The organism is Pseudomonas putida (assembly GCF_003228315.1).
GTDB classification, from domain to species: domain Bacteria; phylum Pseudomonadota; class Gammaproteobacteria; order Pseudomonadales; family Pseudomonadaceae; genus Aquipseudomonas; species Aquipseudomonas putida_S.
This window is the reverse complement of sequence record NZ_CP029693.1, coordinates 2121803-2135669: the sequence shown is the minus strand read 5'-3', so window position 1 is coordinate 2135669 and position 13867 is coordinate 2121803. Positions and strand designations below refer to the sequence as shown.

The 13867-nt window shown below is 62.9% G+C and carries 12 protein-coding genes; 1 reads left to right on the top strand and 11 read right to left on the bottom strand.

The genetic code is table 11. The features are described from left to right. Entirely contained in the window at positions 1-1131 is a 1131-nt protein-coding gene (locus tag DKY63_RS09675) for a nitrilase-related carbon-nitrogen hydrolase (protein ID WP_110963880.1), read from the bottom strand. Positions 1132-1394: 263 nt separating this feature from the next. Here DKY63_RS09675 and DKY63_RS09670 point away from each other — a divergent pair, with 263 nt between their 5' ends. Beyond that, a complete protein-coding gene (locus tag DKY63_RS09670) occupies positions 1395-2402 on the top strand; it encodes an Ldh family oxidoreductase (RefSeq protein WP_110963879.1) in 1008 nt (335 codons plus the stop codon). 44 nt (positions 2403-2446) lie between these two features. Here the strand turns inward: DKY63_RS09670 and DKY63_RS09665 are convergent, their stop codons facing one another. The 10 genes from DKY63_RS09665 to DKY63_RS09620 form a co-directional block, all read right to left on the bottom strand. Beyond that, a complete protein-coding gene (locus tag DKY63_RS09665) occupies positions 2447-4027 on the bottom strand; it encodes an aldehyde dehydrogenase (NADP(+)) (protein WP_110963878.1) in 1581 nt (526 codons plus the stop codon). Between the two features lie 75 nt (positions 4028-4102). Then, a complete protein-coding gene (gene abaF, locus DKY63_RS09660) occupies positions 4103-5500 on the bottom strand; it encodes a fosfomycin efflux MFS transporter AbaF (RefSeq protein WP_110963877.1) in 1398 nt (465 codons plus the stop codon). 71 nt (positions 5501-5571) lie between these two features. Next, complete coding sequence (locus DKY63_RS09655; protein WP_007944309.1) at positions 5572-6489, bottom strand: dihydrodipicolinate synthase family protein; 918 nt, start codon at positions 6487-6489, stop codon at positions 5572-5574. Between the two features lie 141 nt (positions 6490-6630). After that, positions 6631-7659, bottom strand: a complete 1029-nt coding sequence (locus DKY63_RS09650) for a trans-3-hydroxy-L-proline dehydratase (RefSeq protein ID WP_110963876.1) — start codon at positions 7657-7659, stop codon at positions 6631-6633. A 119-nt stretch (positions 7660-7778) separates the two neighbouring features. Continuing rightward, positions 7779-8501 carry an amino acid ABC transporter ATP-binding protein gene (locus tag DKY63_RS09645; protein WP_110963875.1) on the bottom strand — a complete coding sequence of 241 codons (723 nt, stop codon included), beginning with the start codon at positions 8499-8501 and terminating at the stop codon, positions 7779-7781. Then, positions 8494-9144, bottom strand: a complete 651-nt coding sequence (locus DKY63_RS09640) for an amino acid ABC transporter permease (protein ID WP_110963874.1) — start codon at positions 9142-9144, stop codon at positions 8494-8496. The genes DKY63_RS09645 and DKY63_RS09640 overlap by 8 nt, the downstream gene beginning before the upstream one ends. An 11-nt stretch (positions 9145-9155) precedes the next feature. Beyond that, entirely contained in the window at positions 9156-9821 is a 666-nt protein-coding gene (locus tag DKY63_RS09635) for an amino acid ABC transporter permease (protein WP_110963873.1), read from the bottom strand. Then, positions 9814-11589 (bottom strand): aconitase X, encoded by a 1776-nt coding sequence (locus DKY63_RS09630; RefSeq protein ID WP_110967894.1) that lies wholly within the window; start codon positions 11587-11589, stop codon positions 9814-9816. Before DKY63_RS09630 ends, DKY63_RS09635 begins: the two co-directional genes overlap by 8 nt. Positions 11590-11599: 10 nt before the next feature. Beyond that, on the bottom strand, positions 11600-12418 hold the full coding sequence (locus DKY63_RS09625; protein WP_110963872.1) for a transporter substrate-binding domain-containing protein: 819 nt from the start codon (positions 12416-12418) through the stop codon (positions 11600-11602). 231 nt (positions 12419-12649) lie between these two features. Continuing rightward, the gene (locus DKY63_RS09620) at positions 12650-13399 is read right to left on the bottom strand and encodes an AraC family transcriptional regulator (protein WP_110963871.1); all 750 of its coding nucleotides are present in this window, start codon (positions 13397-13399) and stop codon (positions 12650-12652) included. Positions 13400-13867: the final 468 nt, after the last annotated feature.

Here is a 13867-nt window from a genome sequence, read left to right as displayed (position 1 = left end):
TTACAACCAGAGGTTCAGCAGGCGCGCACCACGGGCGTTGCCGTCGGCGAAATGCTGACCGTTGCTGGTGAGAAAGCTTTGACCGGCGCTGCCCTGATCCCAGAATTGCCCACGCAGAAATACGCTCATGCCGGCGACCGCCTGACTCGAAGGTGCCTGGCTGGTCAGGGTCAGGCGATGCCAGGCCTGGCCTTCACTGAGCTCGCCGGCCTTGAGGCTGACGGAGCCGGGTGTCGATGAGCCGGTATAGCCGCGCCAGGGTTGATCCCAGGTACCACGGCCGGACACGTACGCCGGGACCGCGACGATCCGTGCCTGTTGCTCGTCGAGCTTGCGGTAGTTGTCCGGGTACCAGCTGTCGTTGCCGATCAACACGCCCAGGCGTCCGGCCGGTGTGTCGACGACACTGAGAATGTGCTCGCCATTGGCCTTGATCGCATCCTGCTGTTCGAACACCGGGTGCATCTGCCGCTGAGGTTGGCCAAGCGGTATGCCGTCGCGACCGAACACAACGCTGCTGTTGAACAGCGCCCCCCGGCCGATTTTCAGGGTGCCGTCGATGATGCTCGGCTCAGGCAACACGATGGAGCCGGCCACCAGGGTCACGCGAAATTCCTTGGCCAGGCCGCCGAACAACGCCTGATATTGCTTGGCCATGCCCTTGGCCTTCATGCGCAGGTGAGCGTCATCCAGGCGACTGCCGCCTTCGGCGCTGATCAGTGCACGGACGAACTTCAACGGATTGCTCACCGCCAGCCAGTTCATGGCTTCCTTGAGGGTGGTGGCCTGGTACAGCTCATCCTTTTCGCCACTGACCATCAGCCAGGTGCCGATGTGCTCGGGCAGGACGACGATGGTCTTGTCGTTCAACAGACCTTGTTCCTGGGCCTTTTGCAGATAGGCCGCGAGTTTGCGATGCAGGCGCTCGGGGCTTTGATAGTCGGTGGGAAACAGTTCGGGCTGGATGCCCAGCAGGTTGCCTCGGTCGGCGGGTGTGCCTTGATCGATCGCCAGGTCGATCCGCAGGTCGGACAGGTAATGGCCCGCCGGGCGGTCCGCGGCCCACATGGCGTAGGTCGTCAGGGCGGCGATCAACGCCATGGAGAACGTCAGGTACAGAAATTTACGCATGGGAAAGCAGTCGACAGCCTTGTGCAGGATTCATGATTCGGCATTCGCAATGGCATCGAGGCTACGGTAAAACCACGGCCCGGGGCTAGATAAACGTGATTTTTTTGATTTTTTTTAACGTTTTGCGCGGGGCCGGGTCGCACGAAGAACTGTCTGCCCGCAACAAGGAGGGTGTGCCGAATTCGTCATCGCACCGGCCTAAAGCGATCAAGCCAAAACCCGTGGCGTGCGCCAGTCTGCAGGGTCTGTTCAAGGAGTGGAATATGATCCGACTGACCCTGGCCGAAGCTCGCGAGCTGGCCGAATCGATCCTGCTGCACAACGGTTTCAACCTTGCCCACGCCCAGGTCGTCACCGCCACGGTGATTGCCGGCGAACGCGACGGGTGCGCCTCCCACGGCTTGTACCGGGTGCTGGGCTGCGTGAACTCGCTCAGGGCCGGCAAAGTGTCGGCCGATGCCGAGCCGCTGGTGATCGATCAAGCGCCGTCGATTGTGCGTGTCGATGCCAAGGGCGGCTTCTCGCAACTGGCGTTCCAGGCCGGGCTGCCATTGCTGATGCAGAAAACCCGGACCAATGGGATCGCCGCGCTGGCGATCAACCGTTGCGTGCATTTCTCTGCATTGTGGGTGGAGATCGAGCAACTGACCGAAGCCGGCCTCGTAGCATTGGCGTGTAATCCCAGTCATGCCTGGGTCGCGCCCGCCGGTGGCCACAAGCCGGTGTTCGGCACCAATCCCATTGCGTTCGGCTGGCCGCGTCCGGGCAAGGACCCGTTTGTGTTCGACTTCGCCACCAGCGCGATTGCACGGGGTGATATCGAACTGCACCGGCGTGCTGGCAAGGCGATTCCCGAGGGCTGGGGCGTGGACGCGCAGGGGCAGCCAAGCACCGATGCCAACGTGGTGCTCGATGCCGGCGCGATGCTGACGTTCGGCGGGCACAAGGGCTCGGCGCTGGCGGCAATGGTGGAGCTGATCGCCGGGCCGTTGATCGGCGACCTGACCAGCGCCGAATCATTGGCCTTCGATGCCGGCAGCAAGTCATCGCCTTACCATGGCGAGCTGATCATCGCCTTCGATCCCAAGCGTTTTCTCGGTGATGCCAGCGAGCACCACCTGGCCCGTGCCGAAGTGCTGTTCGAGAGCATTCAAGGGCAGGGCGCGCGGTTGCCATCGCAGCGGCGCTACGAGGCGCGGGTGCGCAGTCTGGAGGAGGGGGTTCAGATTCCCGAGGCCTTGTACAACGACCTGAAAGCTTTGCTGGGATAAGCCTGCCGGCAAAAAAAGCCACCGACTAATCGGTGGCTTTTTCATTACAGCGGATCGCGCTGGCTCACGCCATCCACCAACCGCGAAATGCCCAGCGGATTGGCATTTTTCAACGGATCGGGCAACAGCGCATCAGGGCAGTTCTGGTAACACACCGGGCGCAGGAAGCGCTCGATGGCCAGGCTGCCGACCGACGTGCCACGGGCATCGGACGTCGCCGGATAAGGCCCGCCATGCACCATGGCATCGCAGACTTCGACGCCGGTGGGGTAGCCATTGAACAGCACCCGGCCGACTTTCTGTTCCAGCAGCGGCAGCAGTCCGGCGTGTTGTTGCAGGTCCCCGGCCTCGGCGATCAGCGTCGCGGTGAGTTGCCCGTGCAGGCTGTGCAGCGCCCGATACAGCTCGGCCTCGTCGGCGACCTCCACCAGCACCGTCGCCGGTCCGAACACTTCTTCCTGCAACAGCGGATTGCCCTCAAACAGCAGGCTGACGTCGGCCTTGAACAGTTGCGGTTGCGCCTGCGTGCCTTGTTGCTCGCGTCCGGCCAGATGCTCGACGCCCGGTTGCGCGCGCAAGGCCTGCACGCCCTTGGCATAGCTGGCGAGCGTGCCGCGATTGAGCATGGTCTGTGCCGGTTGGTCGGCCATCAGTGCGCTCAGCGATTCAGTAAACGCATTGAAGGCGGGCGAGCGAATGCCAATCACCAGGCCCGGATTGGTACAGAACTGGCCACAGCCGAGCACCACGGAGGCGGTGAGTTCGCCGGCAATTTTCTCGCCACGCAGCTGCAACGCTTCGGGCAACACCACCACCGGATTGATGCTGCTCATCTCCGCAAACACCGGGATCGGCTGCGGCCTCGCGGCGGCCATGTCGCACAACGCGCGACCACCCTTGAGCGAACCGGTAAAACCCACGGCCTGAATCGCCGGATGCTTGACCAAGGCTTCGCCAACGCCCGCACCGTAGATCATGTTGAACACGCCCTTGGGCATGCCGGTTTGCTCGGCGGCGCGGATGATCGCATCGGCCACCTGCTCGGCAGTCGCCATGTGCCCGCTGTGCGCCTTGAACACCACCGGGCAACTAGCGGCCAGCGCGGCGGCGGTATCGCCACCGGCGGTGGAGAAAGCCAGCGGAAAGTTGCTCGCACCGAACACCGCCACCGGCCCGACGCCAATCCGGTATTGACGCAGATCCACCCGTGGCAGCGGCTGGCGCTCGGGCAGGGCGCGGTCGATGCGCGCGCCATAAAAATCACCGCGACGCAGCACCTGGGCAAACAGGCGCATCTGGTTGGCGGTGCGTGCGCGTTCACCCTGGATGCGCGTGTTGGGCAGTGCGGTCTCGCGGGTCACAAGAGTCACGAAGCCGTCGTCCAGCGCCTCCAGTTGCGTGGCGATGGCCTCGAGAAACTCGGCACGGCGACTGGCCGCAAGGGCGCGGAATATCGGATAGGCGTCTGCGGCGGCGAGGGCCGCAGCGTCGACTTCTCCCATCGTTGCCTGCGTGAACGACCAGGGCAGCGCTTCACCGCTGACGGCATCAAAGCTACGAAGGGCGACCGTGCCAGCAGCGCTGCGCGCGCCGCCAATGTAGTTGTGTCCGATGATCTCGGGCATGAAAAACTCCTGACGGAATATGAAGAGGCGGGAGGCCTGCAGGCGCCGACATGTCGGTGTCTGCAGGGACGCAGGTCAGGCCAGCGAATCGCCACGGCGCGCGGCAATCGGCTCGGCACCGGTTTGCGCGGCGACGCGGGCGGCGGCTTCGCTGTCGACCTGATGCAGCGACTTGCCACGGGTTTCCCGGGTCAGGCCGACGGCGACGATGGAGATCAGCGAAGCGCCGACCAGGTAGAGCGCGATCGGTGTCGAGCTGTGGTACTTGTTGAGCAGGGTGATCGCAATCAGCGGCGCGAGTGAGCCGGCGAAAATCGGCGCCACCTGGTAGCACAGTGATAACGCGGTGTAGCGCACATGGGTCGGGAACATTTCGGCCATCAGCGCCGAGTAGGGCGCATAGGTCATGGACTCGATGGCCAGGCCCAGGGTGATGGCGGCCATGATCAGCCAGGCGTTGCCGGTGTCCATCATGGGAAAGCCGACGAAGCCCCAGAACGCCGTGAGCACCGCGCCGACCAGATACACCGGCTTGCGCCCGACCAGATCCGACAGATACCCCATCAGCGGAATCATGAAGAAGTGCAGCAGGTGGGCGCCGAACATCAGCAGCAGGATTTCCGAGGTGTCCTTGTTCACCACCAGCTTGAGGTAGGTGATCGAGAAGGTGACGACGGTGTAGTAGAGGATGTTCTCTGCAAACCGCGCGCCGATCCCCACCAGCACCGAGCGCCAGTGATGGCGCAGCACTTCGACCACCCCCAGTTGTTGCTCGCGCACCTGTGATTGACGGGCCTGGGCCTGTTTGAAGATGGGGGCGTCATCGACGCTGGTGCGAATCCAGTAGCCGATCAAGACCACCACGGCCGAGAACCAGAACGCCACGCGCCAGCCCCAGGCGAGGAATTGCTCCTCCGACAGGTTCGACGACAACAGCAGCAACGCCACCGTCGCCACCAGATTGCCCGCCGGTACGCCGGCCTGTGGCCAACTGGCCCAGAAGCCGCGACGGTTGTCCGGGCAATGCTCGGATACCAGCAGAATCGCACCGCCCCATTCGCCACCGAAGGCGAAGCCCTGGATCAGTCGCAGCAGCACCAGCAACACCGGCGCGGCGTAGCCGATCTGGTTGAAGCCGGGCAGGCAGCCCATCAGGAACGTGGTGATGCCGACCACCACCAGGCTCAGTTGCAGCAGGCGCTTGCGGCCGAACTTGTCGCCGTAGTGACCGAACACCAGGCCACCCAAAGGACGGGCGAGAAAGCCCACGGCATACAGGGCGAAGGCGGCGATGATGCCGTCGATGGCACTGCCGGTCTGGCGGAAGAACAACTGGCCGAAGACCAGGGCCGAGGCGGTGCCATAAAGGAAGAATTCATACCATTCGGCGACGGTGCCAGCCATGGCGGCGGCCACGACACGCTTGAGTCCCGAGGGTGTGGTTGCGCTTTGCGGGTGTTGAGTGTTGGACATGCTGACGTTTCCTGTAGAGGCGCAAAAACAGGCAGCCGGGCCGGGTCCGCGAAGACCCGCCCGGCAATCACTCAGAGACCGACGTCCGGCAGTTGCGGACGGTTGGCCAGGGCCTTGGCCATGATCTGCTCGACGAACACCCGATCGGCTTCCGGCAGGGCCAGGCGTGGTGGGCGGGTCAGCGCGCTGCCGCGACCGGCGATGGCTTCGCACAGCTTGATGCACTGCACCAGGTCGGCACGGGCATCGAGGTGCAGGATCGGCATCAGCCATTCGTAGATCGGCATGGCTTCGGCAAAGCGTCCGGCCTTGGCCAGGCGGAAGATGGTTTCGCCTTCCTTGGGGAACACGTTGGACATGCCCGACACCCAGCCTTCGGCGCCCACGGCGATGCTTTCGAGCACCACGTCGTCCAGGCCCGCGAACAGCACGAAACGATCACCCACTTCATTGCGCACGTCGATGAAGCGACGGGTGTCACCGGAGGAGTCCTTGAAGCACACCACGTTGTCGCAGTCGGCCAGGGAAATCAGGATGTCCGGGGTGACGTCGTTTTTATAGATCGGCGGGTTGTTGTAGACCATCAGCGGCACGTCGGCGTTCTTCGCCACGTAGCGGTAGTGCTCGGCGGTTTCAAACGGCTTGGAGCCGTACACCAGCGCCGGCATCAGCATCACGCCATCAACCCCGACCTTGCGCACGGCGTTGGCCACCTTGGCCGCTTGCACGCTGGTGAACTCGGCCACGCCGCAAATTACCGGCACCCGGCCACGGGAGGCATCGACCGCGACTTCGGTCACGGCGATTTTTTCTTCGGCGGTCAGCGAGGTGTTCTCGCCGACCGAACCGCACACCACCAGGCCCGAGACGCCGTCACGAATGACGTTGGAAATCACCTGGTGGGTCTTGTCCAGGTTGATGGAAAAGTCATCGTTGAATTGAGTGGTGACCGCGGGGAAGACGCCACTCCAGTTAATACGCTTGCTCATTGTTGCCTCCGGGGTTGTTTATTGTATTTCGTATACGATATTTAAAATGACAAAAATTGGCGAGTTCTTTTTTTGGGTTTTCGGGGTTTTTATCAGCCGTTGGTCTGGGTGTTCGCGAGCGTAACTTCACACCGGATGTGTTCAGGCTCCGGGCCAGGTGTCGGACAGTCGATAACCTTGTGGCCATGGATCGCTCGGATCGAGCAGCAACTGGTGAGTGCCGGTGATCCAGGCCCGGCCGGAAATGCAGGGGTAGATGGCGGGGCGGCCGGCCACTTCGGTCAGCGAGTCAATGCGGCAGTGAAACTCCGAACCGATGATCGAACGACCAATGAAGCGTTCACCCACCTGCATCAATCCCTTGGCCTGCAATACCGCCATGCGCGCCGAGCAACCCGTGCCGGTCGGCGAGCGGTCGATCTTGCCCGGTTGGATCACCACCGCATTGGCGCCGGTGGCGATGCCGTTTTCATACTCGACGGGCGCCGCAATCTGGCAGAAGGAGATGTGCGACCACTCGGGGTTCAGCGGATGGGTGAAGCCCAACTGTTCATTGGCCGCGCGGGTGATTTTCAGCCCGACCGCCACCAGATCGGCGGCCTCATCGGGGCGGATGGAAAAGCCCAGGCCCTTGGCGTCGGCGATCACGAAACTGTCGCCGCCATAGGCAGTGTCGACCTTGAGCGAGCCCAGACCTTCCACTTCGATCCACGCGTCCAGGCGATCGGCGAAGGAGGGCACGTTCTTCACTTCCACCCGCTGGACCTTGCCGTCACGACAATCGGCCACGGCCTCGATCAGGCCACCGGGAGCTTCAAGCACCAGCCGGGTTTGCGGCTCGGTCATCGGCAGGATGCCGGTGTCGAGCAGCACGGTGGCCACGCACAATGAATTGGAGCCGGACATCGGCGGGGTGTCCGCCGGTTCCATGATGATCCAGGCCATCTGTGCCCGCGGGTCCTTGGCCGGCACCAGCAGGTTGACGTGGCGGAACACCCCGCCACGGGGTTCGTTGAGCACGAAGTTGCGCAGGGTTTCGTCCCGCGCGATCCAGCGCGATTGTTCCCACACGGTGGCGCCGGGTGGTGGGGCGACACCCCCGACAATGACATCGCCGACTTCACCTTCGGCGTGGCAGCTGACGACGTGGATTACTTTCGATGAGCGCATTGTTCCCTCCTTGTGTTGTCTGTGCGGGCCTCATTGCGAGCAGGCTCGCTCCCACACTGGATCTCTGGTGCACGGAAAATCCCCTGTAGGAGCGAGCCTGCTCGCGATGGGGCCATCAGTTATTTCACCGACTTCAAAAACGCCGCCGTCTCGGCCTGCAACGGATTACCAATCACCTGATCCGGCGAGCCGATCTCGTGCACCAGGCCATTGCGAAAGAACGCCACGCGGTCGGACACGTCCCGGGCGAAGCGGATCTCGTGGGTCACCAGCACCATGGTCATGCCGTCTTCGGCGAGCATGCGCATGGTGTCCAGCACTTCGCCGACCAGTTGCGGGTCGAGGGCCGAGGTGGCTTCGTCGAACAGCATGTAGTCCGGTGACATGGCCAGGGCGCGGGCGATGGCCATGCGCTGTTGCTGGCCGCCGGAGAGTTTGCCGGGGAACACCTTGAGCTTGTCGCCAAGTCCGACGTGGGTCAGTTGTTGCACCGCCAGTTCCTCGGCCTCGGCCTTGCTCTTGCCCAGCACCTTGCGCGGCGCCAACATCACGTTTTCCAGCACGGTCAGGTGCGGGAAGGCGTTCCACTGCTGGAACACGATGCCGATCCGTTGCCGCAGGCGATTGAGGTCGGTGCCGCGCTGGTGCACCTCGACGCCGTCCACGCGGATGTTGCCTTTCTGGATCGGCTCCAGGCCGTTGATGCACATCAGCAGAGTCGACTTGCCTGAGCCGGAGCCGCCGATAATGGAGACCACTTCGCCCTTGTCCACCGTCAGGCTGACCCCCTTGACCACATCCAGGTCGCCGAAGGATTTGTGTACGTTTTCGATCTCAATCATTTTCTTGCCACCTTCTTTCCAGACGAGCGCCGAGGCGTGCGACCACCAGGCTCATGACGTAGTAGATGAGGCCCGCCACGCACAGCACCAGCAACGGTTCCTGAATGCGGGTCACGATGGTTTGCGAGGCGCGCAGCAGTTCGACGATGCCGATCCACATCACCAGCGCAGTGTCTTTCATCACACCCAGGACCAGGTTCAGCCAGCCGGGGAAAGCCACGCGGGTGGCGATCGGCAGGACGATCCAGCGCAGGTCCTGGAAGAAACTCAGGCCCAGCGATCGACTGGCCCGGCGCAGGGTGGGCGGTACCGAGAGCACGCCGCCACGCACGATCTCGGTGAAGTACGCGGCGGCGTACACCCCGAGCACGATGCAACCGACGCTGAAGGCGCTGATGTTCAGGCCGACGATGCTCTTGAGCGAGTTGAACAGCACGAACTGGATCAGCAGCGGCACGCTGCGAAACACGTCCAGCACCCAGGCCAGCGGCAGGGTCAGTCGTGGCAACAGCGCGCGCAGCAAACCGAACAGCAGCCCCACGAGCGTGCCGAGCAGGATCGCCCAGCAGGTCAGTTGCAGCGTGACCCAGGCGCCGTTGAGCAGGAACAGCAGATCGTTCCAGGAAAAGCTGGTGGAAAACATAGGTCACGTCCTCAGTAACGGAACAGCCGCCAGGCCATCAGCCGGGCCGTCGCGACGATGGCCTTGGCGATCAGGTAGTACAGCACCGCGGCGATGGTGAAATATTCGAAGGAGCGGAAGGTCTTGACGTTGTAATCCTGGGTCACGCCCGTGAGGTCGTTGTTGAGCCCGACAATCACCCCCAGCGAGGTCATCAGTACCGCCCAGACCATCTGGTTGCTCAACGGGTAAAAGACGATCCGCAACAGCTGTGGGACGACGATCATCCGGTAGGCCTGGAAGGCGCTCATGCCCAGCGAGCGCGCGGCCCGCACCTGGGTGCCGGGCACGGCCTTGAGCCCGCCGCGAAAGTTTTCCGCCAGGTAGCCGGCGTTGTTGAAGGTGATCCCGGCCAGCAGGGCGAACCACGAGCTGACATGCAGGCCCATCGAGCCCAGGCCGAAATACAGCACGTAGATCTGGAACAGCGACGGCGTGTTGCGGGCAATCGACACCCAGCCGTTGCCGATGCCGCGCAACAGCGGGTTTTTGGTTTCTCGCATGACCGTCAGCGCCAGGGCGATCAGCACGCCGAAAATCATCGACAGCGCGGCGGTCTCGAACGTGACCCAGGCGCCGGCGAGCATGTCCGGCAAGGCGCGCAGGGTCGCGCGCCACTGGAAGGTGTAATCAAACATTCGCAGGGGTCTCCATCGGCAGGGCAGGGTGCAACCAGGTCGGCAGTCGCCCGCTGGCAACGCCAGTGCAGGCGGCATCGACGCATTCGGCAAGGCTGGCGAAGTGCACGCTGCGCCCCACCAGTCCCGGTGCGTAATGGGCGTACTTGCCCGAGTTGGTCATCAAGGTGGTGGCGGCCGGCGGGATCACCGGCTCGCCGAGCATGCACCAGCAGGTGTCGGTCACCAGCGTGGCGCCAAAGGTTTCGATCTCGTCGAGGTGCCCGGCGGCGCGCGCCTGTTCCAGCACTGCACGACCGCAGGTGATGGCGAGCACCACCTGCGGATGCTTGCGCCGGCCACGGCACAGGCGCGCCAGGTGGGCGAATTCGCCGAGGGAGAAATGCGGGTTGCCCAACGTGACCGCATCCACCCGGTTGTCCCGGGCGCTGTTGAGTTCGCGCCAACTGAGCAACAGGTCCTCCAGGTGGATCCTTTGCACCGGCAATTCGGTGTCCGGTTCCAGCACTTTCGAGGGGTCAAGTGCTTCGGGAGTGACCCCGGCGATGTGGAACAGCGGCGCGGCGGAGGTGGTGGCAAACGCTGCGCCGAAAGCTTTCAGGTCGTCGAGGTCCGGCTGCTGTTTTTCCAATCCCAATACCAGTGGGATCCGGCTGCCGGTGAGGGTGCCGATGTGGTAGCCGAGCAAGGGATAGAAAGCATCATCAAGATCACTCAACGGCGGTAATTCAATCAGCAGTTGCGCCTTGCGTTGGGCGTCCAGGTGACAGCCGATCAGGGGCGCACGGCCGGTCAGGGCGATGCAGATATCCAGGTAGTCCGGGTACTTGAGGGTGCGTGCGCCGAGCACACTGTTGGCGTAGACCACCGCGTTAGATTCGGCCCAGACGATCTGCTCGCCAGCCTTCGGTGCGCTGTCGAGCAAGTAGGGCGCGCAGGTGAAACTCAGCTGTGCGCCCATCGCCATGTAGGCATCGCCCAAGGCACTGGCCGGTTCGCCGAGCGCCGGGTCGATGCCCAACTCGCGCCAGCGACGCTGGTCGACGGAGATCGAATTGAGGGTGGTGGGTACGCGAACCTTCGCGCCCCACTGCACCAGTTGTTCGGCAAAGCGCAGGCTCGCGGGGCCGGTGTAAATGCAGCCATCGATGTGGGCCTGGGTGACATCCACCAGACGCGGCGCGCCCTGGATTTGCGCCATGCGCAGGACGATCTGCATCGCCATCTGCGCGGCCTTGCCATGTTCGCCATCGAGTAGCGCGCGGTCGAATTCACTGAGCTCGATGTGATGGGGGATGTCGCTGCTATCCAGCGGCGTGTCGGCCGCCTGCCAGGTATCGACAGGCACCCGATCGAAGACCCGCACCGACGCATTTTCCACACGGGCAAAGGCCCCGCCGCGCAAGGCAGCGAAGGCCTCCCGGCCGATGCACAGCACCGGCAGGGAACGCTCGAAAATGGTCTGTGCCACCAGCACGCCCAGGGTCAGGATCTCATCGGCCTCGGCCAGTACCAGCGCGGCCGGTGCATGACCGTTGCTGATCAGTTCCATCAGCACACTGCTGCCGGTACAGGAGCCACGACCGCTGGGGATCGCCAGCACACGACCGGCCAGGTATTGGCCACTCAGGCAATGGTGACGGTCGATGACCTCGCCACTGCGGGAGTCGACGCCACCCCAGAAGCTCAAGCCCACATCGGCGAACAACAGTTCACCCTGGGCACAGCCCGCCACCAGGCTACGACCGGTGAGCATGGATCCAGACATGCCGGACATCTCAGTAGTAGACCTTCGGCACGGTCAGGTCGGTCGGCGGGATTTCGGTGCCGACCCATTTGGTGAACAACTCGTTGTAGCGACCGCTGCGCACCTGCTGGTTGACGAACAGGTTGAGGTAGTTGAGCAGACCGTACTCGCTGCGCTTGGCGCCCAGGGACACATAGTCGATGGTGTACGGCGCGTTACCGGCGACTTTGAGGTTTTTGTATTTGCCCGACTTGATCGTTGCGGCGGCCACGGTATTGGTCACCACCGTGGCGTCGATGTGACCCTGGGCCACCGCCAGAAGCGTGTCGTTTTGCGATTGATAAGCGCGGAATGAACCGCTGCCCCATTTCTTCACATCGGCTTCCAGGGCGATGGCTTCAAAGGTGCCGCTGGTGTTGCCCAGGGCCTTGCCCTTGAGGTCGCTGAAATTGTTGATGCCGGTGTTGTCGCGGGTCAGCACCACCATCTGGAAGGCGAAGTAAGGCACGGTCAGGCCAACGGTCTTGGCCCGTTCGAGGGTGTCAGAGGTGGAGGCAACGATCACGTCGGCGCGCCCGGAAATCAGCGCCGGGATGCGGTCGGGGAACGGCGTTTCCACCACTTCGGCCTCCACGCCCAGGATCTTCGCCAGGTCATTGCAATAGTCCACGTCGAAACCGGCCGGGCTGTTGCTCGCATCACGGAAGCCCATGGGCGGGAAGTCCAGGGTCACGGCGCAGCGCAGCTTGCCCGAACCGATGATGTCGTCGAGCTTGTCGGCGTGGGCGGTGGCGATGAAGGAAGTACTGAGAACAGCGCTGAGGGCTACGGCAAATGCGGGGTTTTTCATAGAGGCCTCGTTGTTGGAAAGTGCTGTTAGATATCGTATTGAGGATTTCGTATACGATATTAGTTGATAGCAATGAGCGTGCCGATATTTCTTTTTCCGCTGAAATTCCCGTCAGCCCTTGAGTCAGGGCGGTTCAGGGCAAGGCAACAAAAGAAGAGGCGCGATGGCGTGAAACGCGGGGTGTTACGGAAGGGAGCAGGGCGCGTGTGAAGCGCCCCTTAACGGAACATTTCAGCGACGACCTTCGCGGTACTGGCTGGGCGACAGGCTGGTGAGGGCGCGGAACTGACGGCTGAATGCACTGTGGTCGGTGTAACCGCAGCGCAGGGCGATTTCGGTGATGGGCAGGTCGGTGTCCAGCAACAGCTGCGAGCCTTCTTCGAGGCGGGCCTTGTGGATCATCTGCCGTGGGGTGAGCTGGAACACCCGTTTGCAATGGCGCTCCAGTTGCGCCACGGAAAACCCGGCAATCGCCGTCAGTTCGGCCAGGCTGATCGGCCGGGCGAAATAGCGCCGGATATGCGCGTCCACCGCGGCGAGTTTCTGGAAAGCGGGGTGATTGGACTGGGGCAATTGCAGATCCCGCGAGATCCCGGCCAGGCCAACGATGCGCCCTTGATCATCCTGCAGCGCGAGTTTATGGGTCAGGCACCAGACCGGCTGGTTGCCCAGATACAGGTGCAGCTCCAGCTGATCGGACAGTTCGCGGCCGGTGGACAGCACGCGGCGATCCTGTTCGGTGTACAGCGGGCCGAAGCGTGCGGGGAACACCTGGTCGGCGGTCAGGCCCAGCAGTTGTTCGCTGCGTTTGAAGCCGCAGCGCAAGGCCAGGGTCTGGTTGACGAAGATGTAGCGGGCCTGGGTGTCCTTGATGAAGAACGCCACGTCCGACAGGGTATCGAGCAGCGTTGCGATGGGCTGCAGGCTGCTGAGCAGGGTGGGCAGGTCACAGGGTTTGAAGGCGTTGAGTGACGGGAACATGGGGGTGGGGCCTTGGGGGGACAGTGGGATCATAAAGTCTTGCGGGCTTGGCCGGAACCTTGGCTTGTTTGACTGAGTACATATCCGTTGCTGCGGTAACGGCTGCTTATGGTTCCGCCCTTACGGCGGGTTACTTTGAAGAGCGCAAAGTAACCAAACGCTTGATCCCCTGACGTACGGTGCCTCGCTTAGGCTCGGCCTTCCCTCGCTCCGGCATTCATCCGGGGGCATCGCCTCCGGTTTGCTTCGCTGCACCTCCTCTCGATGTGTGCGGCTTCGCCGCACGGCGCTACGCGCCTTACCCCCGGATGAACACCTCCACTCAGCCTTCCGACGGGGCAGATCAAAATCAAAAGCCGTCGAGGCGAGCTGACACTCGACCTGCTTGTCGGCGCGCTTTTGTGTAGGAGCTGCCGAAGGCTGCGATCTTTTGATCTTGCTTTTAAAAACAAAATCAAAAGATCGCAG

Coding starts and splice junctions, on each gene's coding strand:
- DKY63_RS09675 (WP_110963880.1), bottom strand. CDS start 1,131: ATGCGTAAATTTCTGTACCTGACGTTCTCCATGGCGTTGATCGCCGCC.
- DKY63_RS09670 (WP_110963879.1), top strand. CDS start 1,395: ATGATCCGACTGACCCTGGCCGAAGCTCGCGAGCTGGCCGAATCGATC.
- DKY63_RS09665 (WP_110963878.1), bottom strand. CDS start 4,027: ATGCCCGAGATCATCGGACACAACTACATTGGCGGCGCGCGCAGCGCT.
- abaF (WP_110963877.1), bottom strand. CDS start 5,500: ATGTCCAACACTCAACACCCGCAAAGCGCAACCACACCCTCGGGACTC.
- DKY63_RS09655 (WP_007944309.1), bottom strand. CDS start 6,489: ATGAGCAAGCGTATTAACTGGAGTGGCGTCTTCCCCGCGGTCACCACT.
- DKY63_RS09650 (WP_110963876.1), bottom strand. CDS start 7,659: ATGCGCTCATCGAAAGTAATCCACGTCGTCAGCTGCCACGCCGAAGGT.
- DKY63_RS09645 (WP_110963875.1), bottom strand. CDS start 8,501: ATGATTGAGATCGAAAACGTACACAAATCCTTCGGCGACCTGGATGTG.
- DKY63_RS09640 (WP_110963874.1), bottom strand. CDS start 9,144: ATGTTTTCCACCAGCTTTTCCTGGAACGATCTGCTGTTCCTGCTCAAC.
- DKY63_RS09635 (WP_110963873.1), bottom strand. CDS start 9,821: ATGTTTGATTACACCTTCCAGTGGCGCGCGACCCTGCGCGCCTTGCCG.
- DKY63_RS09630 (WP_110967894.1), bottom strand. CDS start 11,589: ATGTCTGGATCCATGCTCACCGGTCGTAGCCTGGTGGCGGGCTGTGCC.
- DKY63_RS09625 (WP_110963872.1), bottom strand. CDS start 12,418: ATGAAAAACCCCGCATTTGCCGTAGCCCTCAGCGCTGTTCTCAGTACT.
- DKY63_RS09620 (WP_110963871.1), bottom strand. CDS start 13,399: ATGTTCCCGTCACTCAACGCCTTCAAACCCTGTGACCTGCCCACCCTG.